Origin of the sequence: Pseudonocardia sulfidoxydans NBRC 16205 (assembly GCF_007989085.1) — a bacterium.
GTDB lineage: Bacteria > Actinomycetota > Actinomycetes > Mycobacteriales > Pseudonocardiaceae > Pseudonocardia > Pseudonocardia sulfidoxydans.
Map to the genome: position 1 here is coordinate 1 of NZ_BJVJ01000026.1, position 21926 is coordinate 21926.

Annotated in this window: 16 protein-coding genes and 1 pseudogene; 8 read left to right on the plus strand and 9 right to left on the minus strand. The window is 72.9% G+C overall.

The window, feature by feature from the left end; genetic code table 11:
* Window positions 1–92: 92 nt before the first annotated feature.
* On the plus strand, window positions 93–977 hold the full coding sequence (locus tag PSU4_RS14350; RefSeq protein ID WP_147107922.1) for a TIGR01777 family oxidoreductase: 885 nt from the start codon (window positions 93–95) through the stop codon (window positions 975–977).
* A 30-nt stretch (window positions 978–1007) separates the two neighbouring features.
* Window positions 1008–1772 carry a lipoyl(octanoyl) transferase LipB gene (gene lipB / locus PSU4_RS14355; RefSeq protein ID WP_147107925.1) on the plus strand — a complete coding sequence of 255 codons (765 nt, stop codon included), beginning with the start codon at window positions 1008–1010 and terminating at the stop codon, window positions 1770–1772.
* Between the two features lie 352 nt (window positions 1773–2124).
* On the opposite strand, the gene PSU4_RS14360 is transcribed toward lipB, so the two are convergent.
* On the minus strand, window positions 2125–2796 hold the full coding sequence (locus tag PSU4_RS14360; RefSeq protein WP_147107928.1) for an HdeD family acid-resistance protein: 672 nt from the start codon (window positions 2794–2796) through the stop codon (window positions 2125–2127).
* Window positions 2797–3164: 368 nt separating this feature from the next.
* Window positions 3165–4100 carry an LLM class F420-dependent oxidoreductase gene (locus tag PSU4_RS14365; RefSeq protein ID WP_147107930.1) on the minus strand — a complete coding sequence of 312 codons (936 nt, stop codon included), beginning with the start codon at window positions 4098–4100 and terminating at the stop codon, window positions 3165–3167.
* 166 nt (window positions 4101–4266) lie between these two features.
* Here PSU4_RS14365 and PSU4_RS14370 point away from each other — a divergent pair, with 166 nt between their 5' ends.
* From PSU4_RS14370 to PSU4_RS14380, 3 genes are read left to right on the plus strand one after another with little or no spacing between them, the layout of a single operon-like run.
* Complete coding sequence (locus PSU4_RS14370; protein ID WP_147107934.1) at window positions 4267–5181, plus strand: oxidoreductase; 915 nt, start codon at window positions 4267–4269, stop codon at window positions 5179–5181.
* Window positions 5182–5205: 24 nt separating this feature from the next.
* The gene (lipA, locus tag PSU4_RS14375) at window positions 5206–6210 is read left to right on the plus strand and encodes a lipoyl synthase (RefSeq protein WP_147107938.1); all 1005 of its coding nucleotides are present in this window, start codon (window positions 5206–5208) and stop codon (window positions 6208–6210) included.
* Window positions 6211–6227: 17 nt separating this feature from the next.
* Window positions 6228–6962: a DUF4191 domain-containing protein gene (locus PSU4_RS14380; protein WP_147107941.1), complete on the plus strand. Its 735-nt coding sequence runs from the start codon at window positions 6228–6230 to the stop codon at window positions 6960–6962.
* Window positions 6963–6985: 23 nt separating this feature from the next.
* On the opposite strand, the gene PSU4_RS14385 is transcribed toward PSU4_RS14380, so the two are convergent.
* Window positions 6986–7459 (minus strand): RDD family protein, encoded by a 474-nt coding sequence (locus PSU4_RS14385; protein WP_147107944.1) that lies wholly within the window; start codon window positions 7457–7459, stop codon window positions 6986–6988.
* 195 nt (window positions 7460–7654) lie between these two features.
* Between PSU4_RS14385 and glnA the strand changes: the two genes are divergently transcribed.
* Entirely contained in the window at window positions 7655–9076 is a 1422-nt protein-coding gene (glnA, locus tag PSU4_RS14390; RefSeq protein WP_147107948.1) for a type I glutamate--ammonia ligase, read from the plus strand.
* A 62-nt stretch (window positions 9077–9138) separates the two neighbouring features.
* Here glnA and PSU4_RS14395 read toward each other — a convergent pair whose 3' ends face one another.
* A complete protein-coding gene (locus tag PSU4_RS14395) occupies window positions 9139–9798 on the minus strand; it encodes a TMEM175 family protein (protein ID WP_222596259.1) in 660 nt (219 codons plus the stop codon).
* Between the two features lie 85 nt (window positions 9799–9883).
* On the opposite strand from PSU4_RS14395, the gene PSU4_RS14400 reads away from it, so the two are divergent.
* Both PSU4_RS14400 and ppdK read left to right on the plus strand, forming a co-directional pair.
* Window positions 9884–11347, plus strand: a complete 1464-nt coding sequence (locus tag PSU4_RS14400; RefSeq protein ID WP_222596260.1) for a protein adenylyltransferase SelO — start codon at window positions 9884–9886, stop codon at window positions 11345–11347.
* A 377-nt stretch (window positions 11348–11724) separates the two neighbouring features.
* Window positions 11725–14457: a pyruvate, phosphate dikinase gene (ppdK, locus tag PSU4_RS14405; RefSeq protein WP_147107958.1), complete on the plus strand. Its 2733-nt coding sequence runs from the start codon at window positions 11725–11727 to the stop codon at window positions 14455–14457.
* Between the two features lie 236 nt (window positions 14458–14693).
* Here ppdK and PSU4_RS32340 read toward each other — a convergent pair whose 3' ends face one another.
* The 5 genes and pseudogenes from PSU4_RS32340 to PSU4_RS14425 all read right to left on the minus strand — a co-directional run bounded on the left by PSU4_RS32340 (window position 14694) and on the right by PSU4_RS14425 (window position 21756).
* Window positions 14694–15359 (minus strand): carboxypeptidase-like regulatory domain-containing protein, encoded by a 666-nt coding sequence (locus PSU4_RS32340; protein ID WP_246115120.1) that lies wholly within the window; start codon window positions 15357–15359, stop codon window positions 14694–14696.
* 6 nt (window positions 15360–15365) lie between these two features.
* Window positions 15366–18440 (minus strand): annotated as a pseudogene (locus PSU4_RS14410) (efflux RND transporter permease subunit); the annotation flags it as partial.
* Window positions 18441–18523: 83 nt separating this feature from the next.
* On the minus strand, window positions 18524–18952 hold the full coding sequence (locus PSU4_RS14415) for a nitroreductase/quinone reductase family protein (protein WP_147107961.1): 429 nt from the start codon (window positions 18950–18952) through the stop codon (window positions 18524–18526).
* Between the two features lie 21 nt (window positions 18953–18973).
* Complete coding sequence (locus tag PSU4_RS14420) at window positions 18974–19681, minus strand: M50 family metallopeptidase (protein WP_222596261.1); 708 nt, start codon at window positions 19679–19681, stop codon at window positions 18974–18976.
* Between the two features lie 122 nt (window positions 19682–19803).
* On the minus strand, window positions 19804–21756 hold the full coding sequence (locus PSU4_RS14425) for a S9 family peptidase (RefSeq protein ID WP_147107967.1): 1953 nt from the start codon (window positions 21754–21756) through the stop codon (window positions 19804–19806).
* Window positions 21757–21926 lie beyond the last annotated feature (170 nt).

Here is a 21926-nt window from a genome sequence, read left to right on the forward strand (position 1 = left end):
GGGACTCTGACCTGCCGGCGTCCCGGCGGCCCGCGACGGCCGCCGGGACGCTCCGGTCGCGGGCCGGGCGCGGCTCGGGAAGGATCACGGCTGTGCGCGTGGTCGTCGCCGGTTCGTCCGGTCTCATCGGAACCAGCCTCGTCGCCGCCCTGCGCGCGGCCGGGCACGACGTCGTCCGCCTCGTCCGGCGGACACCGGCGGCACCCGACGAACGCGGCTGGGATCCGCCCGCCGCGCGCATCGACGACGGCACCTTCGACGGCGTCGACGCCGTCGTCAACCTCGGTGGCGTCGGCATCGGCGACCGCCCCTGGAGCGGATCACGCAAGCAGGCCATCCGCGACAGCCGCAACGTCCCCACCGAGGTCCTCGCCCGCGCCGTCGCCGACCACGGCGTGCCCACGCTGGTCAGCGGCTCAGCCGTCGGCTACTACGGCGACACCGGCCCCCGCACCGTCTCCGAGTCCGCCCCACCCGGGCAAGGGTTCCTCGCCGACGTGTGCCGCGACTGGGAAGCCGCCACCCAGCCCGCCGCCGACGCCGGCGCCCGCGTCGTCCGGCTCCGCACCGGCCCTGTCCTCTCCCCCGCCGGCGGCCTCCTCGGCCCGATGAAGGCCGTCTGGAAGCTCTACCTGGGCGCCCGGCTCGGCAACGGCCGCCAGTACATGTCGTGGGTCTCCCTCGACGACGAGGTCGGCGCCATCCGCTTCGCCGTCGAGAACCCCGAGCTGTCCGGGCCCGTCAACGTCACCGGACCGACACCCGTCACCAACCGGGAGATGACGCGCGCCCTCGGCGTCGCGCTCAGCCGGCCCGCCCCCTTCGCCGTCCCGGCATTCGTGATCAAGGCCGTCCTCGGCGAGATGGGGGAGGAGATGCTCCTGTTCGGGCAACGCGCCCTGCCCACCGCGCTGCTCGACGCCGGCTACCAGCACCGGCACAACAGCGTGACCGAAGCCCTGTCCGCGGCCGTCTGACCCGGCCGGGCGCTGACGTACGGTGGGACCATGTCCGACACGCTCACCCCGGCCGTCACCGCCACCCGCCGCGCCCGCACCGCCGAGGGGCCCGTCGAGGTCGAGGTCATCGAGCTGATCGGCTACCTCGAGGCCTGGGACCGGCAGCGCGAACACGCCCAGGCCCGCCGCGACGGCGGCCCCGACGTCCTCATGCTGCTGCAACATCCGTCCGTCTACACGGCGGGCAAGCGCACCCGCCCCTCCGACCGCCCGACCGACGGCACCCCCGTCGTCGACGTCGACCGCGGCGGGCTCATCACCTGGCACGGCCCGGGCCAGCTCGTCGGCTACCCGATCATCGGGCTCGCCGAGCCGCTCGACGTCGTCGACTACGTGCGCCGCCTCGAAGAGGCCATGATCAAGGTCTGCCACGACCTCGGGCTCGCCGACGCGGGGCGGGTCGCTGGCCGCAGCGGCGTCTGGCTCCCCGCCGACGCGGGCCGCCCCGAGCGCAAGGTCGCCGCCATCGGCGTGCGCGTCCAGGGTGGGGTGACGCTGCACGGCTTCTCGCTCAACTGCGACGCCGACCTGTCCTCGTTCGCCAAGATCGTCCCCTGCGGCATCACCGACGCCGGGGTCACCTCGCTGAGCCTGGAGCTGCAGCGGCCGGTCACGGTCGAGGAGGTCCGCGACGCTGCCCGCGACGCCGTGCTCGCCGCCCTCGAAGGCACCCTCGCGGTCGCCGACCACACGGTGGAACGTCCCGCCACCCCCGCGGGCCTCGACCTGCGCCTGGACCCCCGCCTCCACTGACCACCCGCGGAGAAGCCGAACAACCGCGCGCAACCTCACTGTCGTCCCGCGGCCCGATCGCGACCGTGAGGTTGCGCCCGGACGCGGCGGTACATGCGCATGGGTGCTGGCCGCTGAGGGCCGGGCGCATCAGGCCGCGCAACGTGTCGTGAGCGCGGCCCGAACGCGCTGAAGACACGCTCGACGACGACCGCACCACCCGGCGTGTCACCAGAGCGGCTGCGAAGCGGTGACGACACGTTCGGGGCGCAGCCCCCGCGACCGGCCCCGGGCGGACGCCGCGCGCGCCTGGCCCGAGCGCCCCCGGCCCGTCCACGACCGTCAGGTTGCGTCCGAACGGTGGCGCGGGTGGTTACCGGTCGCCGCTGGTCGGCGGCGTGTCCTGCGGGGCCGGGCCGTCGGGGCCCGCAGGAGGCGCGGCGGTGGGCGGGGCGGCAGCCGGCGGGGTGGTGGCGGCGCTGACCGCGGAGCGGAGCCGGAACGCCCAGATCACGACGACGACACCGAAGACGAGCGCCCAGATCCCGGCGATCCAGAGGAGCGTCACGAGCCCGACGCCGGGCTGGACGACCAGCAGGATGCCGAAGACGACGCTCAGGATCCCCGCGGCCAGCACCCAGCCCCAGGTCGAGGAGCCGTTGCGGCGCATCGTCATCGACTCGGAGATCTCGGCGATGCCGCCGACGATGCTCCAGAACGCGATCACGAAGAGGATCGCGAGCACGGTGACACCGGGCCAGGCGAAGGCGACGACACCGGCGATCACCGAGATCACGCCCTGGACGACGTGCCAGCCCCAGTGGTTGTCGTCGGCGCGGTGGCGGATGCCGGCGACGACGGCGGTGACGCCGTCGAGCACCGCGTACACGCCGAACACCAGGACGAGCGCGAGCAGCGCGGTGCCGGGTGTGAAGAGCATGACGAGTCCGAAGAGGATCGCCAGGACGCCTCTCAGCAGCACCAGCCACCACACGCCGCGGATCGCGGACTCCACACCGGACGTCGAACGTGTCGCTGCCGTCATGTCGGCTGAAGGTACGCCGTCCCCGCACGGTCCCCCAGCCGCCGAACGGGGTCAACGACGCCACGCTGCGAAACGGACATCCTTGCGCCCCGCTCGGCGATGCCGCGCTGGTCGACGCCGCGGTGGCGGGTGGCCGACCGTCGTTCGCCGGGGAGTCGTTGGTCGCCGGTGGTCCGGACCCGGCGCGGGCACGGCGTCGCCCGGCGGGGGCGCGCCGAGCCGAGCTCGGCAGATCACGGAGCCGCCGCCGACGGCAACGGACCTGGCATCAGCGCAATCGACGTGTTGTTTCCCGGCCCGCCGCAAGGACGTCGACGACACCCCGCTGTCGTCGACGACAGGCCGCCCGAGCGGCGGGCCGAGCGTCCTCAGGCCAGCTGCGGCGCGACGTCGGAGGCGAACAGCTCGAGGTGATCGAGGTCGGCGATGTCGAGGATCTGCAGGTAGAGCCGGGTGATACCGGTCTTGTCGCGCAGAGCCCCGATGCGGTCGACGACCTCGGCCGGGGTGCCGGCGAGGCCTTCGGCCCGGACCTGGTCGGCCTCACGGCCGATGGTCAACGCGCGGCGGGCGACCTCGTCGTCGTCACGGCCCAGGACGAGCGTCTGGGCGACGGAGTACACCAGGTCCCGCGGGTCGCGGCCGATGTCCCCGCACGCGGTGGCGACGCGGTCGAACTGCGTCACGGCCTGCTCGGGCGAGCCGAAGGCGAGGTTGAACTCGTCGGCGTAGCGGGCGGCGAGCATCGGGGTGCGCTTGGCGCCGCGCCCGCCGACGATCACCGGTGGCCGCGGCTGCTGCACGGGCTTGGGCATCGCGGGCGAGTCGGTGACGGTGAAGTGCTCGCCGGTGAACTCGAAGCGGTCGCCGGGCAGCGTCCCCCACAGCCCGGTGATGATCGCGAGCTGCTCTTCGAGCCGGTCGAACCTCTCGCGCAGTGACGGGAACGGGATGCCGTAGGCGGCGTGCTCGGCCTCGTACCAGCCGGCGCCGATGCCCAGCTCGACGCGACCGCCCGACATCTGGTCGACCTGGGCGACGGAGATCGCGAGCGGTCCGGGGAGCCGGAACGTGGCGGCGTTGACGAGGGTGCCGAGCCGAATCCGGGTGGTATCGCGGGCGAGGCCCGCATGGGTGATCCAGGCGTCGGTGGGGCCGGGTTCGCCGCTGGCACCGCCCATGACGAGGTAGTGGTCGGAGCGGAAGAAGGCGTCGAAGTCGGCGTCCTCGGCGGCCCGCGCGATGCGCAGCAGGTCGTCGTAGTGGGCACCCTGCTGGGGCTCGGTGAAGATCCGGAAGTCCACGCGCCCAACGCTATCCCCCGCCGACCGCGCCCGCCGGACCCGGACGCCGGACCCGGACGCCGGACCTGGACCTGGACCTGGACCTGGACCTGGACGCCGCGCGACGACGTCGTGAGTGGCAATAGTCGCTATAGCGACTATTGCCACTCACAGGGATGCTTCAGCCATGATCGCGCTCCCCGACCTGTCCGGCCGCACGGTGCTCGTCGCCGGGGCGACGTCGGGGCTGGGCCTCGCGTCGGCCGAGGCGTTCGCGGGTGCGGGCGCCCGGGTGCTGATGACGGCACGCGACAGGGGGCGTGGCCGGGCCGCCCTCGAGAAGGTGTCGGGGCGCGCGGAGCTCGTCGAGCTCGATCTCGCGGACCTCGACTCGGTCCGTGCCGCCGCAGCCGACGTCCGGGAACGGACAGGCGACCGGTTGCACGTGCTCGTGAACAACGCCGGGGTGATGGCGACGCCGCGGGGCTCGACCGTCGACGGTTTCGAGCTGCAGATCGGCACCAACCATCTCGGGCCGGCGGCGCTGACGTGGCTGCTCATGCCGGCCCTGCGCGGCGCGGGCGCCGTCGGCGCCCCCGCCCGTGTGGTGACGGTGTCGTGCATCGCGCACAACCGCGGCGGCCTCGATCCCGGCGACCTGAGCTTCGAGCGGCGTCGCTACTCCCCCGCCGCCGGCTACGGCGCGTCGAAGCTCGCGAACCTGTTGTTCACCGCCGAGCTCGACCGTCGGTTGCGCGCCGCGGGTGATCCCGTGATCTCCGTCGCGGCGCATCCCGGGTCGACGCAGTCGGAGCTGTTGGGCAACTCCCTGCGGCAGCGGTCGGCGCTGCTGGGACGGCTGGCCCGCCCGATCAACGCCGTCGTCACCCAGCCCGTCCGGACCGGGGTGCTGCCGCAGCTGGCAGCGGCGACGTCCCGGCAGGTCAGCGGCGGCGACTACATCGGTCCGCGGGGCCCGTTCGAGATCGCGGGCAGGCCCGGTCCGGCGCGGCGCAGCGGTGCGGCGCACGACGTCGATCTGGCCCGCAGGCTGTGGGACGCGACGGCCGCGGCGACGGGGGTCGAACCCGATCCGCGGTGAGGTGCGCGGCGTAGGCTGGCGGCCGTGACGATCGCACCCGAAGGTCGCAAGCTGCTCCGGCTGGAGGTCCGCAACAGCGAGACCCCGATCGAGCGCAAGCCGTCGTGGATCCGCACCAAGGCGCGGACGGGCCCGCAGTACACGGAGCTGAAGGGTCTGGTCCGTTCCGGCGGGCTGCACACAGTGTGTGAGGAGGCCGGCTGCCCCAACATCTACGAATGCTGGGAGGACCGCGAGGCCACCTTCCTCATCGGCGGCGAGCAGTGCACCCGACGCTGCGACTTCTGCCAGATCGACACGGGCAAGCCTGCCGACCTCGACCGCGACGAGCCCCGCCGCGTCGCCGAGTCCGTGCAGCAGATGGGTCTGCGCTACTCCACCGTCACCGGTGTGGCCCGCGACGACCTCCCCGACGGCGGCGCCTGGCTCTACGCCGAGACCGTCGACCAGATCCACCGGATGAACCCCGGCACCGGTGTCGAGCTGCTGGCGCCGGACTTCAACAACCGTGACGAGCTGCTCGACGAGGTGTTCGCCTCCCGCCCGGAGGTGTTCGCCCACAACCTCGAGACGGTGCCGCGGATCTTCAAGCGCATCCGTCCGGCGTTCCGCTACGACCGCTCCCTCGACGTCATCACCAAGGCGCGCGCCGCGGGACTGGTCACGAAGTCGAACCTGATCCTGGGCATGGGCGAGACCCCCGACGAGGTCACCGCGGCACTGCGCGACCTGCACGACGCGGGCTGCGAGATCATCACGATCACCCAGTACCTGCGCCCCTCACCGCGGCACCACCCGGTGGAGCGCTGGGTCAAGCCCGAGGAGTTCGTCGCCCACTCCGAGACGGCCGAGGCCATCGGCTTCGCCGGAGTCATGGCCGGGCCACTGGTCCGCTCGTCCTACCGGGCCGGACGGCTCTACGCCCAGACCGTCGCCGCCCGCGGCGAGGAGCTGACCCCGGCGCTGGCCCACCTCGCCGCGGAAGGCGCCGCATCGCAGGAGGCTCGGTCCCTGCTCGCACGCAGCTGACCCGTATCCTGGGACACATGGCCGACAAGCCCGACAAGGCAGCGAAAGCAGAGGCGAAGCGCGCCCGTCGCGCGGCGTCCAAGCAGCGACGTTCCCAGATCTTCGAGGCGTTCAAGATGCAGCGCCGCGAGGACAAGCTGCTCATCCCGCTGATGGTCGGCTGCGTCCTGCTGGGCGCGGCACTGGGCTTCCTCATCGGCCTCATCTGGGGCCTGCAGTGGTTCACGCTGCCGCTGGGCGTCGCCGTCGGCGCACTCGCCGCCGTCAGCATCTTCGGCCGCCGCGTGCAGCGCACCGTCTACACCAAGGCCGACGGGCAGCCCGGCGCCGCGGGCTGGGCGCTCGACAACCTGCGCGGCCAGTGGCGCGTCACCACCAGCATCGCCGGCACCACCCACCTCGACGCCGTGCACCGGGTCATCGGCCTGCCCGGGGTCGTCCTCGTCGCCGAGGGTGCGCCGCACCGCGTGAAGTCGCTGCTCGCGCAGGAGAAGAAGCGCACCGCGCGGGTCGTCGGCAACGTGCCGATCTACGACGTCGTCGTCGGCAACGACGAGGGCCAGGTCCCGCTGTCGAAGCTGCACGTCCACCTGCGCAAGCTGCCGCGCAACATCCAGCGCAGCCAGATGGACTCGCTGGAGAAACGCCTCGCCGCGCTGGGCTCCCGCACCGGAACGGCCGCGATGCCCAAGGGCCCGATGCCGCAGGGCGCCAAGATCCGCAGCGTGCAGCGCACCGTCCGCCGCCGCTGACCGCAGGCCGAGGGTGCCCGCCGTCAGCGGGTCCTGATGACGACGGTCGCGCCGGCGCGGTCGTGCCAGCCGCGGCCGTCGTCGTCGCGCACCAGGGGCGGGATCACCAGCCCCAGCAACAGGGTGCGCACCACGGCGCGCGGCACCCCGACCACGGCGCGCCCGTCGACCGGGGCCGCCCGCATGCCCAGCGCGAGCATGCCCGGCGTCGACCCGAACACCGCGACGGCCAGGGCGCTGATGCCGAACCACACCAGCCAGATCGTCCAGCCGAACGTCGACCCCCGATCGAACGAGTCGGCCCCGACGAACAGCAGCGACACCAGGTATCCCAGCAGCCAGTCGATCGTGACGCCGCCGAAGCGGCGCCAGAAGCCGGCCACCGATCCCGGCCCCGACGCGGGCAGGCCGAACTTCTCACCCGGGTGCGACGCCCCGGAAGCGGGCTCGGATCCGGTGGGTGAACCCGGCATCCAGGAGTCGATCCAACGGCTCATGCCCTCTAGCGTAGGCGGGCGCTGTGAGGTCAGTCCCAGGTCCGGCCGTTAACCTCGGTGAAACGAGAGGGTGACGGCCGGGCAACACCGTCGCCATAGCGTCACCGACGAAATTCGGTCGACGTCGCACGTCGACAGACGCGGGTCATCGCGGACTCGCCGGATCCCTGAGCCCATCCGAAGGAGCGAGTGAGCGTGTTCAGCAACTCCGAAGAGGTACTCAAGTACATCTCGGACGAGAAGGTCGAGTACGTCGACATCAGGTTCTGCGACCTGCCCGGCGTCATGCAGCACCTCACCGTCCCCGCCCACACCGCAGCCGACCTCCTCGAGGACGGCGCGGCGTTCGACGGCTCGTCGGTCCGTGGTTTCCAGACCATCAACGAGTCCGACATGGCCCTGTTCGCCGACTCGACCACGGCGCGGCTCGACCCGTTCCGCAAGCACAAGACGTTGAACATCAACTTCTTCGTGCACGACCCGATCACGGGTGAGCCCTACAGCCGCGACCCGCGCAACGTCGCCCGCAAAGCGCAGGAGTACCTGACCGCCTCGGGCATCGCGGACACCGCCTACATGGCGCCCGAGGCCGAGTTCTACGTGTTCGACTCGATCCGCTTCGGCTCGAGCGCCCACGAGACCTACCACCACATCGACTCCGCCGAGGGCTGGTGGAACACCGGTCGTGAGGAGGAGGGCGGCAACCTCGGCTACAAGGTCAACTACAAGGGCGGCTACTTCCCCGTCCCGCCGGTCGACCACTACGCCGACCTGCGCGCCGACATCGTCTCGACGATGACCGCCATGGGCTTCGACGTGGAGCGCGAGCACCACGAGGTCGGCACCGCCGGGCAGGCGGAGATCAACTACAAGTTCGACACGCTGCTGTCGGCCGCCGACGACATCATGCTGTTCAAGTACATCGTCAAGAACGTCGCGTGGGCGCAGGGCAAGACCGCGACCTTCATGCCCAAGCCGCTCTTCGGCGACAACGGGTCCGGCATGCACGTGCACCAGTCGCTGTGGAAGGACGGTGCGCCGCTGTTCCACGACGAGTCCGGCTACGGCGGCCTGTCCGACATGGCGCGCTACTACATCGGCGGCCTGCTGCACCACGCCCCGTCGCTGCTGGCGTTCACCAACCCGACGGTGAACTCCTACCACCGCCTGGTCCCCGGCTTCGAGGCCCCGGTGAACCTGGTCTACTCGGCCCGTAACCGCTCGGCCTGCATCCGCATCCCGCTCTCGGGCAACAACCCGAAGGCCAAGCGCATCGAGTTCCGCTGCCCCGACTCGTCGGGCAACCCGTACCTGGCCTTCTCCGCGATGCTGATGGCCGGCCTCGACGGCATCAAGAACAAGATCGAGCCGCCGGCGCCGATCGACAAGGACCTCTACGAGCTGCCGCCCGAGGAGGCCAAGGACATCGCGCAGGTCCCGGCCAGCCTGGACGCGGTCATCGACCGGCTCGAGGCCGACCACGACTACCTGCTCGAGGGTGGCGTGTTCACCTCCGACCTGATCGAGACGTGGATCGCGTTCAAGCGGGAGAACGAGATCGACCCGCTGCGGCTGCGCCCGCACCCCTACGAGTTCGCGATGTACTACGACGTCTGATCCCCAGCCAACGGCCCGGTGTCCCTTTCCGTGGGGTGCCGGGCCGTCGTCGTGTGTGGCGGTCAGCGGGCCGGGCGCAGGCGGCGGAGCAGCGGCGCCAACGGGACGAAGGCGAGCAGCCAGCACAGCTGCGCAGCCGTCGTCGAGGCGAAGGCCACCGGGATCGAGACGACGAACGCCATGACGGAGCTGCCCAGCCCGCCGGCGGCGGCTTCGAGCGAGGACCGTGGCGTCCCCGGCAGGAGCAGGCCGCGGCGGGTGATCCACCACAGCATCACCAGCTGCAGCGCCGCGGTGATCGCGACCATCCCCGCGTAGTAGACGGTCGGTTCGACGAGGTCGCCGTACTCGGCCAGCAGCGACGTCGTGAACGGGATGAGCGCGACGGCCGCCAGCAGCGCCGTGTTGACCACGAGCAGCCCGGCGTCGGCACCGCGGACCTGCCGGAGCATGTCGTGGTGCGACACCCAGAACCGGCCGATGACCGCGAAGCTGAGCAACGCCGACAGCAGTTGCGGCACCTGACCGGCCAGCGCGTTCCGCAGGCCCGCCGGGCTGAGGTCGTCGGGGACGGCGATGTCGAGGACGAGGATCGTGAACGCGATCGAGAAGACGCCGTCGCTGAACGCCAGCAGCCTGCCCACTCCGGCGGGTTCCACGGCACCGTCGCCGGGCTCGTCGTCCTCCGGCTCGGCCGTCGTGGCCGGGTCGTCACCGCTCATCGCACTCCCCTGCTCGACCGGCGTCCGCATCCTGGCCGATCACCGACGTCTGCGGCGAGCCCGACACGGCTCGTACGCTCGTGGGGTGACCACCGCACGCACCCTGTTCGAGCTCGACGCCACCTACGCCCGCGAGGTGCCGGGCATGTCGCTGCCGTGGTCGGCGGCCGAGGCCCCGGCGCCGGAGCTGCTGGTGCTGAACGAGGAGCTGGCGGCCGAGCTGGGGGCCGACCCGGCGGCGCTGCGCGAGCCCGACGGTGTGCGGTTCCTCGTCGGCCTGGGGTTGCCGGAGAGCGCGACGCCCGTCGCGCAGGTCTACGCGGGCCACCAGTTCGGCATGTACCAGCCGCGCCTCGGCGACGGGCGGGCCTTGTTGCTGGGCGACGTCGTCGACGTCCGCGGCCGCCGACGGGACCTGCACCTCAAGGGGTCGGGCCGCACGCCGTTCGCCCGGGGCGGCGACGGCCTCGCGGTCGTCGGGCCCATGCTGCTGGAGTACCTGATGGGCGAGGCGATGCACGCCCTGGGGGTCCCGACGACCCGTGCGCTCTCCGTCGTCGCCACCGGGGTGCGGGTGCAGCGGGAGCGGCTGTTGCCGGGCGCGGTGCTGTGCCGGGTCGCGGCCAGCCACCTGCGGGTGGGGACGTTCCAGTACGCGGCCGCGACCGGCGACCGCGACGCGCTGCGCGCCCTGGCCGACCACGCCGTCGCCCGGCACCATCCCGAGGCCGCCGAGGCGGAGCAGCCCTACCTGGAGCTGTTCCGCCGGGTCTGCGCGGCCCAGGCCGCCCTGGTGGCGCGGTGGATGCTCGTGGGTTTCGTGCACGGCGTCATGAACACGGACAACACCACGATCTCCGGCGAGACGATCGACTACGGCCCCTGCGCGTTCATGGACCGCGTCGACCCGGCGACGGTGTTCAGCTCCATCGACGCGGGCGGTCGCTACGCGTACGGCAACCAGCCGTCGGTCGTGGCCTGGAACCTGGCGCGGCTCGGCGAGGCGCTGGTGCCGCTGCTGGTCGACGATGACGGCGACGGTGATGGCGACCTCGACGCCGCTGGCGCGGCCCTCAACGAGATCCTCGCCGCGTTCCCGGACGTCTACGCGCAGCGCTGGGCCGAGGGCATGGCCGCGAAGCTGGGGCTCGCCGCGCCGGACCGCGAGCTGGGCACCGACCTGATGACGCTGCTGCACGCGCAGCGCATCGACTTCACGTCGTTCTTCCGGGCGCTCGCCGCGGGCACCGCCCGTGACCTGTTCCTCGACCGCGACGCCTTCGACGCCTGGGCGGCCCGTCGTGAGGGGCTGCTCCCGGCCGACCGGGACGGGGTGGCTGCCGCGATGAACCGGGTCAATCCCGTGTACATTCCGCGCAACCATCACGTCGAGCCCGCGTTGCGCGCGGCCGAGCGCGGTGATCTCGCGCCGTTCCGGCGGCTGCTCGACGCGGTGTCGTCCCCGTTCGCGGAGCGCGCCGATCTCGCCGACCTGGCCGGGCCGCCGCCCGAGGACGCGCTCCCGCACGTCACCTACTGCGGGACGTGACCCCGCCGAACCGCTCCCGGACCCGGCGGGCCCGCGCGAGATCCGTGTGCCGGGCCGTCTGACCTGGATCGATAAGGGGTCGGAAGTGGAATCGATCAAGATTCGTGGCGTTCGTCATTCCGTGATCACGCACACTCGCAGGGCCACCGGCGCCGCACGTCGGTCCGATGGTGCCGGTCACGATGGCCTCACCAGGGGCGAGGCGACATCGCGGCGACACGAGGAGGGCCGCGAGGTGTCGCAGAGTTGAGACGAGGGTGTTCGAACACCGCGGTGGCGGTGTTGAGTTGTGCGACGACGTCGGTTCTACTTCGTTCCTGCGCCCCCGCCGACCCGTGGGCCGGACAATCGACCCACGACGCATTTTTGGGGGAGCCATGACAGCGGCGATGCGCGACCGCGCCCAGCTGGTGTACGACTTCGCCGACGGCGACCGTACCCAGACCGATCTCCTCGGCGGCAAGGGAGCGAACCTCGCCGAGATGACCCGGCTCGGGCTCCCGGTGCCGCCCGGTTTCACCATCACCACCGAGGCCTGCAAGTTCTACCTCGACCGCGGCGAGGAGCCGCAGTCGCTGCGCGTGCAGGTCACCATGGCGCTGCGCCGCCTCGAGGACGGCCTGGGCCGCCGCCTCGGCGACGTCCAGGACCCGCTGCTCGTCTCGGTGCGCTCGGGCGCCAAGGTCTCGATGCCCGGGATGATGGAGACCGTCCTCAACGTCGGCCTCAACGACTACTCCGTCAAGGGGCTCGCCGAGGCCGCCAAGGACGAGCGCTTCGCGTGGGACTCCTACCGACGCCTCATCCAGATGTTCGGCCGCACCGTGCTCGACATCCCGTCCGAGCGTTTCGAGGACCGCCTCGACGAGGTCAAGGCCCGCGAGGGCGTCACCACCGACGTCGAGCTCACCCCGGTCGCGCTGCAGGGCCTCGTCGAGGACTTCAAGGGCATCGTCGCCGACGCCACCGGCCGCGAGTTCCCGCAGGACCCCCGCGAACAGCTCGACCTCGCGATGCGCGCCGTGTTCGACTCCTGGAACACCGACCGCGCCCGGATCTACCGCCGCCGCGAGCGCATCCCCCACGACCTGGGCACCGCCGTCAACATCTGCGCGATGGTGTTCGGCAACATGGGCGAGGACTCCGGCACCGGCGTCTGCTTCACCCGCGACCCCGCCACCGGCAAGCAGGGCGTCTACGGCGACTACCTGGTCAACGCCCAGGGTGAGGACGTCGTCGCCGGCATCCGCAACACCCTGTCGCTGGAGGACTTCGCCCGGCTCGACCCGGCGTCGCACTCCGAGCTGACCCGCATCATGAGGCGCCTCGAGACCCACTACCGCGACCTGTGCGACATCGAGTTCACCGTCGAGCGCGGCAAGCTGTGGATGCTGCAGACCCGCGTCGGCAAGCGGACCGCGGGCGCGGCGTTCCGGATCGCGACACACCTCGTCGACGAACAGGTCATCACCCGCGACGAGGCGCTCACCCGGGTCACCGGCCATCAGCTCGCGCAGCTGATGTTCCCCCAGTTCGACCCGGACGCCCCCCGCACCCTGCTCACCAAGGCCATGGCCGCCTCGCCCGGCGCCGCGGTCGGCGAGGTCGTGTTCGACTCCGCCACCGCCGTCGCCCGGGCCGCCGAGGGCCGCCGCGTCCTGCTGGTGCGTCGCGAGACCAACCCTGACGACCTCGAAGGCATGATCCACGCGACCGGCGTCCTCACCAGCCGGGGCGGCAAGACCTCCCACGCCGCCGTCGTCGCCCGCGGGATGGGCCGCACCTGCGTGTGCGGGGCCGAGGAGATCGACGTCGACGCCGAGAACAAGGTGCTGCGCGTCAACGGCACCACGGTCGCCGAGGGCGAGCTGCTGTCCATCGACGGCTCCACCGGCGAGGTGTTCGCGGGCGAGCTGCCCGTCGTCCCGTCGCCCGTCGTCACCTACCTGGAGAGCGGCCTCGACGCCGCCCTCCAAGGCGTCGACGAGGAGGCCGCCGACCTCGTCCGCTCCGTCGACCGGCTGCTCCGCCACGCCGACCGCACCCGGCGCCTCGCGGTGCGCGCCAACGCCGACAGCGCCGAGGACGCCACCCGCGCCCGCTCCCTCGGCGCCCAGGGCATCGGCCTGTGCCGGACCGAGCACATGTTCCTCGGCGACCGGCGTGTCCTGATCGAGCGCCTCGTCCTCGCCGACGACGCCGCCTCCCGCGACGCCGCCCTCGCCGAGCTGCTCCCGCTGCAGCGCGCCGACTTCGTCGAGCTGCTCGAGGCCATGGACGGGTTGCCGACGACGATCCGGCTGCTCGACCCGCCGCTGCACGAGTTCCTGCCCGACCACACCGAGCTGGCCGTGAAGGTGGCGGTCGCCAAGGCCACCGGCGAGGGCGCCTCCGAGGAGGACGAGCGCCTGCTCGCCGCCGTGGAGCGGCTGCACGAGTCCAACCCGATGCTCGGCCGTCGCGGCGTCCGCCTCGGGCTCCTCGTACCGGGCCTCTACGGCATGCAGGTCCGCGCCATCACCGAGGCCGCCGCCGAGCGGGCGCTGGCGGGCGGGAAGCCGCGCGTCGAGATCATGGTGCCGCTCGTCGGCTCGGTCATGGAGCTGCACCTCATCCGCGACGAGATCGACGGGATCATCGGCGAGATCCAGGAGGCCGCGGGCGTGCGCCTCGACATCCCGATCGGCACCATGATCGAACTGCCGCGGGCGGCGCTGACGGCGAAGCGGATCGCGGAGTCGGCGGAGTTCTTCTCCTTCGGCACCAACGACCTCACCCAGACGACGTGGGGCTTCTCCCGCGACGACGTCGAGGCCGCGATCTTCGCCGCCTACCTGGAGAAGGGCGTGTTCACGGTGTCGCCGTTCGAGTCGCTCGACCGCGACGGCGTCGGCGCGCTGATCAGGACGGCCGTCGAGAAGGGGCGCGAGACCCGGCCGGGGATCAAGCTCGGTGTCTGCGGCGAGCACGGCGGCGACCCCGACTCGGTGCACTTCTTCCACTACGCGGGCGTCGACTACGTGTCCTGCTCCCCGTTCCGGGTGCCGGTCGCGCGCCTGGAGGCCGGCCGCGCCGCCCTGGTCGACGACACCGTCGGCGGCGAGCTGTAACCACCCGCGCGCAACCTCACTGCTGTCTCCGGCGCCGTCGGGAGCAGTGAGGTTGCGCGCGGCTCGGGCTCGTGTGGGGCGCCGCCTCACCTCGGCGGCACGACACCGCGCGCAACCTCACTGTCGTCAGCGGGCTCCGGAACGACCGTGAGGTTGCGCGCGATCTGCGGGCGCAACCTCGGCGTCGCCGACAGGGCCAGGGCCGACCGTGAGGTTGCGCGCGGTGTCTTCGGGCGTCAGTTCGGGGCGGCGACGGGGGCTGCGGGGACGTCGACCTCCGTCGTGACGGAACCGGTGGCCGGGACGGTGACCCTCGTCGTCGCGGAGCTGCCTGCCGCCGCGACCAGCAAGTGGTACTCCCCCGCCGCGACGTCACGCAGCTCGTAGCGGCCCGCGGCATCGGTGCGCCCGGCCGCGACGACCTCGCCGCGGTCGTCGACCAGCGTCACCGTGGCGACGACGCCGTGCCCGGCCGGGTCACGGACGACCCCGGTCGCGGCGCCCGGGCCGTCGACGATGAGGTCGTACCAGGCGGGCCCGCCGTTGACGGTCACCAGCTCGGCGACGGGCTCGCGCTCGCCCGACCTGGCGGCGACGACGTACTCGCCGCCGCCGTCGACGTCGATGCGGTAGGTGCCGTCGGGGGCGGTCTCGGTGGTCGTGAGGAGCTCGCCGGCGGTGTCGAACAGCGACACCTCGACCCCGCGCAGGGCCCGGCCCGACCGGTCGCCGACGCGGCCGTGCACGCCGGGGACGACGGGCAGCGGAGCGGTCTCGGGCTCGGTCCAGGGCGACTCGCGCGGCTCCTCCACAGCGGCCGGCTCCCCGGGGAGCACCGGGGCCGGGGCGCGGCGGCGGCGGCGGAGCCGGTCGCGGAAGCGCTCCACCAGCGAGTACAGCACCGGGACGAGGACGAGCGTCAGCAGCGTGGAGCTGATCAGCCCGCCGATGACCACGATCGCGAGCGGCTGGGAGATGAACACCCCGCCGCCGGTGAGCCCGAGCGCCATGGGCAGCAGGGCGAACACGGTGGCGACGGCCGTCATGAGGATGGGCCGGAGTCGTTGCGCCGCTCCGTCGAGGATCGCCTCACGCAGCGGCACCCCGGCGCGGCGGCGCTGGTTGACCAGGTCGATGAGCACGATCGCGTTGGTGACGACGATGCCGACGAGCATCAGCATGCCGATCAGCGCCGGCACGCCCAGCGGGGTGTTCGTGGCGCGGAGCAAGCCGAGCGCGCCGGTGGCGGCGAACGGGATCGAGATGAGCAGGATGAGCGGCTGCAGGAGGCTGCCGAACGTCAGCACCATGACCAGGTAGACGACGGCGATGGCGACGAGCAGTGCGATCCCGAGCTGTGCGAACGCGTCGGACTGCTGCGTCGACACCCCGCCGATCTCCGCGGTGGCCCCGGCGGGCAGCTGCAGGCCGTCGAGGGTGGTCTGCAGGTCGCGGGTGACGGCGCCGAGGTCGTCGGCGGCCGGGCGGGCGGTGATCTGGGCGCTGCGGGAGCCGTCGGTGTGGCTGATGCTCGGCGCGGTGCGGACCTCGGCGACCGTCGCGATGTCGGACAGGCGCAGCGGTCCGGCGATGGGCAGGGCCTGCAGGGCGGCGAGGTCGGCGGGCGCGGTGCCGGAGCGGACGACGACGTCCTGCTGGACGCCGTCGACGGTGACGGTGCCGATCGTGGTGCCGCGCTACGAGGCCGCGACGAGCTGACCGACGGCGGCCTCGGTGAGCCCGGCCACGGCGGCCTTCTGCCGGTCGACGGTGACGCGGATCGACGGCTGGGCGGCGGCGAGGTTGTTGCGGACGTCGGCGGCGCCGGGGATGGCGGCGACGGCCTGCTCGACCTGCCCGGCGGCGGCCTCGAGGACGGCGGGGTCCTCGGCGCGGACGGTGACCTGCAGCTGGTCGGAGCCGAACCCGCCCTGGCCGCCCTGCACGGTCAGGTTCCCGACACTGTCAGGGCCGCCGAGGGCGTCGAGGCGGGCGCGGAGGTCGTCGGTGACGGCGGTGGAGTCGGCGTCGTCGGTGAGGGTGACGGAGAACCGGGTGGCTCCCCCGCCGCCGCCGGGCCGGCCGAGGCCCTGCGCGCCACCGGGTGTGCCGACGGTGACCTGGTAGGTCGCGACGCCGGGGGTGTCGCGCAGGACGCCCTCGACCTGGCGGGCCGCGGCGTCGGCGGCCGGGAGCCCGGTGCCGGGAGGCAGCTCCTGGCTGATGGAGACGGTGTTGCCGCCGGCGTCGCCGAGGAAGTCGGTGCGCAGGCCGGGGACGAGCGCGAACGTACCGGCGAGGATCAGGATCGCGACGAGGATCGCCACGACGGGCCGGCGCAGCGCGCCGCGCAGGACGGGCAGGTAGCCGCGCTGCAGCCGCGTCGGGTGCGTGAGCGGGCTGTCCTCGTCGGCTTCCGGCGAGGCGCCGGGTGCAGGTGGGCGAACCTTCAGCACCGCCGACGCCAGCACCGGCACCACGGTGAGCGACACCAGCAGCGACGCCAGCAGCGCGGCGGTGACCGTGACCGCGAACGGCCGGAACAGCTCCCCGACCTGGCCGCCGACGAGCCCGATCGGTGCGAACACCGCGACCGTCGTGATCGTCGACGCCGTGATCGCGCCCGCGACCTCCTTCACCGCGGTGACGATCGCGGGCCGGCGCGGCCCACCTCTGGCCACGTGGCGGGTGATGTTCTCGATGACGACGATCGAGTCGTCGACGACGCGGCCGATCGCGATGGTCAGCGCGCCGAGGGTGAGGATGTTGAGCGTCTCGCCGGTGAGGTCGAGGACGATCATCGCGACGAGCACCGACAGCGGGATCGACACCGCCGTGACCAGCGTGGCGCGCACCGACAGCAGGAACCCGAGGATCACCAGGATCGCGAACAGCAGACCGAGCAGTCCCTCGGTGGTGAGGTCCTCGATGGAGCTGGAGATGAACGGCGCCTGGTCGAACACCGTTGTGACCTGGGCGTTCTGGGCGGGGCCGCCGAGCGCGTCGATGATCGACGGGACGGCGTCGCGGACCGCGGCCGAGACGTCGACGGTGTTGGCGTCGGGCGCCTTGGTGACCGACAGGCCGATGCTGTCCTCGCCGTTGGTGCGGGTGTAGCCGGTGGCGGGCGCGGGGGCCTGGTCGACGGTGGCGATGTCGCCGAGCCGCACGGGGGCGCCCGCGGCCGGGGCGCTGGGGGCGGCGGGCGCCCCCGGCCGGGCCGCGGTCGCGCCGGCCGACGCGGAGGCGCCCGGCGTCACGTAGAGGTTGCGCAGGTCGTCGACCGATGTGATCGGGCCGCCGACCTCGACCGTCGTGGGGTTGCTGTCGGGGCTCAGCTGACCGGCGGGGATGCGGACGCCGTTGGACTGCAGCAGCGACGTCAGGCTCGCGAGCGACACCCCTCGTGCGGCCGCGGCCGCCGCGTCGACGGAGATGGTGACCTGCGGGTCGGCGACGCCCGACAGCGTCACCCCCGACACGCCGTCGATGCCCGCGAGCTGCGGCTGCACCTGGTCGCGCAGGACGGCGGCCACCCGGTCGGCACCCAGGTTCGACGACACGGCCAGCACCAGGACCGGGATGTCGTCGGTGCTGCCCGTGACGACGTTCGACGTCACCCCCGACGGCAGAGCCACCCCCTGCACGGCGCGCTGCAACGACGCGGTGACCGTCGACAGGTCCGTGCCGTAGGCCAGGTCGAGCGTGACGACCGACGACCCGCCCGTCGAGGTCGACCGGGTGTCCTCCACGCCGTCGACACCGTCGACGGCCGCCTCGATCGGGCTGGTGACCTGCTGCTCGACGACGTCCGGCGACGCACCCGGGTACGGCGTCAGGATCGTCGCGACGGGCGCATCGAGCGACGGGAACAGCTCCTGGCGCAGCGACGTCGTCGCGAACAGACCGAAACCGATGACCAGGACCGTGACCAGACCGACGACCGCACGGTTGGCCAGGCTCAGACGCGCGAGCCACGACATGCCGATGATTCAAGCGAACGTGGCGGCGTGTCCCGCAGCCAGGTCCTGAGGGTTCGCTGAGCGCCCCAGGTCGGGGCCGGTGTTCAGGCGGCGCGGGTGAGCGTGATCACCGGGATGGTGCGGATGCCCTCGGTCTTCACCTCGTAGTCCGCGAAGCCCGGCATCACCGCCGCCTGGCGTGCGTAGAGCTCGTCGCGTTCGGTGCCGGTGACCTCCGTGGCCTGCGCGGTCCACGTCTCGACGTGCCCCTTGCCGTCGCCCACCTCGACCGTCACGCGGGGGTGGGCCTTGAGGTTGTGGTACCAGGCCGGGTGGTTCGGGGCGCCCGCCGCGGAGGCGAAGATGGCGATGCGGTCGCCGTTGGGCAGGTACACCACCGGTGTCACGCGCTCGGTACCCGACTTCGCGCCCAGGTGGTGCACCAGCACCATCGGCGCACCCTCGAACGGGGGGCCGACCTTCCCGTCGTTGGTGCGGAACTCTTCGATGACCTTGGCGTTGAAGTCGCTCAACGGCCGTCCCTTCGCTCGTGGTCAGCTGCGTAGCAGCAGTACCCAGACGGCGAGGATCAACGCCGCCGCCGCGAGCAACCAGAACAGCGCGGCCCATATTCCGCCGGAGACGCCTGTCAGCCGGGCGAGCTGATCGGCGTCCGAACTGCCCCGCCTACCCATCCGGCGGCCCCGCTGCAGCTCGCGCACCGCCCGCAGGCCACCGATCAGCAGGAACCACACCACCGCCGTCGCGAACGCCGTCCGCAGGTCCGGCGGGGCCGCGTACGCGACACCCGCCGTCGCGCCGCCCGCCGCGAGGACCGCGAGCACCCCGAACGCGTTGCGGATGTGGACGAGGGTCACCAGCAGCAGACCCGTCGCCACCCAGAGCGCGACGTCGGCATGGCCCCCCGCGACGGCGAGCGCGCCCGCGAGCCCCAGCAGCGGCGGCGCCGGGTAGCCACCCAGGAACATCAGCACGACACCCGGCCCGCTGCCCCGGCCCGTCGAGTGCGTGACCCCGGAGGTGTCGGCATGCAGCCGGATGCCGGTCAGCCCACGCCCGGTGACGACGGCCAGCAGCGCGTGCCCGCCCTCGTGCGCGATGGTCACCAGGGTGCGGGTGAGCCGCCACGTCAGCGTCCACACGACGACGGCCAGCGCCACCAGGCCGGGGACCAGCACCTCGGGGCGGTCGAGCGCCGTCTGTAGGCCCGTCGTGACGACGGAGAACGGGTCGGAGGCCACGCACCGAGTGTGGCAGCGCCACATAAGAGGCCCTGTGAGCGGCAATAGTCGCTATGGCGACTATTGCCGCTCACGAGGTCTGACCTGCGCGGATGCGCGCCGCGTGGGTGGTGCGGCCTGGCTCAGCGCTCGATCTCGACCGGCTCGATGCCCTCGTCCGCGGGCAGGTCGAAGCCGAGGACCTGGCCGTAGAAGCTCAGCTCCGCGTCCATCGCGCGGCGGATGTTCTCCCCCCGCCGGAACCCGTGCTGCTCCCCCTCGAACAGCAGGTACGCGACGGGCACCTTCCGCGACCGCAGGGCGTCGACGATCGCCTGCGACTGGTTGGGCGGCACGATCGCGTCCTCGCTGCCCTGCAACACGATCAGCGGCTTCGTGAACCGTTCGACGTGGTGGATCGGCGAGCGCTCGACGTACACGTCGCGCTCCTGCGGGTACCGGCCGACGAGGCCGTCGAGGTAGCAGCTCTCGAACTTGTGGGTGTCAGCGGCGAGCGCCTCGAGGTCGGCGACACCGAAATGGTCGGCACCCGCGGCGAAGGGGGTGTCGTCGCGGGCGAGCGCGGCGAGCGTCGTGTACCCGCCGGCCGAGCCGCCGCGGATCGCGAGCCGCTGCGGGTCGACACGACCCTGCTCGCCGAGCCAGCGGGCGGCGGCGATGCAGTCGGCGACGTCGACGATCCCCCATGCGCCCTTCAGCAGGTCGCGGTAGGGGCGGCCGTACCCGGTGGAGCCGCCGTAGTCGACGTCGACGACCGCGAACCCGCGGCTCGTCCAGTACTGCACACCGACCGAGAGCACCGGCGACGCCGACGCGGTGGGCCCGCCGTGGATGACGACGAGCAGCGGCGGCAGCTCGCCGTCGGGGCCGCGGTGGGTGGCGCTGGCGGGCGGGTAGAACAGGGCGTGGCCGGTCCGGGGTGCGTCGGTGCCGTCGGTCGACGGGAACTCCACCGGCTCGGGCACCGACAGGTAGCCCTCGTCGACGCCGAGGTCGCGGGCGGGGCGCAGGACCTCGTACTCACCGGTGCCGAGCGTGACCCGCCAGACCGACGCCTCGCGGGTCGGGCTGCCGGCGACGAGCACGATCTCGTCCGGGCCCGCGGCCTGCAGCGAGCCGGCCGCGGACAGCGGGAGGTCCAGGGCGGAGACGGAGCCGTCGGGTGAGCGGACGAGGAGCCGGTCGTATCCGTCGCGCCGCGAGGCGGCGACGATCCGCCCGTCGGCCAGCGTGGCGTACCGCGAGGTGCCGAGCGTCCAGCCGGGGACGCCGATCTCTGCCTCGTCGACGAGGACCGGGGCGACGCCGTCGGCGGGTGTCCAGCGGTAGAGGCTCCACCAGCCGGTGCGGTCGGAGACGAACAGGAGCGACCCGTCGGCCTGCCAGCGCGGCTCCGACACGGACTCCCCCGGCCCGCCCGCGACGACCGTGTCGGCGCCGGTGGCGAGGTCACGCACGGTGAGGACGGTGTCGTCCCAGGGCATCGACGGGTGGTCCCACGACACCCACGCCAGCCGGGTGCCCGCGGCGTCGAGCCGGGGCGAGGTGACGAAGTCGGGGCCGCTGACCAGCACCTCGACGCTGCCGTCGACGTCCAGGCGCGCGATCTCGTTGCGCACCTGCGCGGGTCCGGCGCCCACGGCATGGTGCTCGCGGACCAGCACCAGCGCCCCGCCGGGGGCGGCCTCGCCGTCGGCCCACCGGTCGCCCCGCGGCGCCTCCGGCTCGGGGCTGACCGCGACGGGGCCGGCCTCGTCGCCGAGCCGGTGCAGCCGCTGGTCGGCCCAGTTCGTGAACCACACCGCGCCGCCGTGGACCCACCAGGCGGCGCCGCCGTACTCGTGGACCGCGGTGCGGGCGTCGTAGCCCTCCGGTAGCAGGTCGGTGAGGGTGCCGTCGGGGTCGCGACGCACGATCTGCGTGCGGCCGCCCTCGGCCGGGCGGCCTTCGGCCCACCAGACGGTGCCGGAGCCGGGATCGGCGGGGTCGACCCGGACCTCGCCGAGGCGCACGGCGGCGGCCACCACGAGTTCCGACGTGATTGGGGTCGGCCAGGAGCCGAAGGGGGCGGTCACGGCGTCATTCTGGACGGAGCCGCCCGGCCCCGCGTGCACGCCCCGCCGCACGACCCCTGGGGATCCTGGCTGACCGTGACGGCGCGCCGTCCCATCCGAGCGCAACCCCACTGCTGTCCGCGGGGGTCGAACACAGCAGCCAGGTTGCGCGCGGCTTCTGGGCGGTCGCA

Bases quoted from the DNA above. Each gene is read 5' to 3' on its own strand.
- PSU4_RS14360 (WP_147107928.1), bottom strand. From the start codon at position 2,796: ATGACGGCAGCGACACGTTCGACGTCCGGTGTGGAGTCCGCGATCCGC.
- ppdK (WP_147107958.1), top strand. From the start codon at position 11,725: ATGACAGCGGCGATGCGCGACCGCGCCCAGCTGGTGTACGACTTCGCC.
- PSU4_RS14395 (WP_222596259.1), bottom strand. From the start codon at position 9,798: ATGAGCGGTGACGACCCGGCCACGACGGCCGAGCCGGAGGACGACGAG.
- lipB (WP_147107925.1), top strand. From the start codon at position 1,008: ATGTCCGACACGCTCACCCCGGCCGTCACCGCCACCCGCCGCGCCCGC.
- PSU4_RS14370 (WP_147107934.1), top strand. From the start codon at position 4,267: ATGATCGCGCTCCCCGACCTGTCCGGCCGCACGGTGCTCGTCGCCGGG.
- PSU4_RS14385 (WP_147107944.1), bottom strand. From the start codon at position 7,459: ATGAGCCGTTGGATCGACTCCTGGATGCCGGGTTCACCCACCGGATCC.
- PSU4_RS14380 (WP_147107941.1), top strand. From the start codon at position 6,228: ATGGCCGACAAGCCCGACAAGGCAGCGAAAGCAGAGGCGAAGCGCGCC.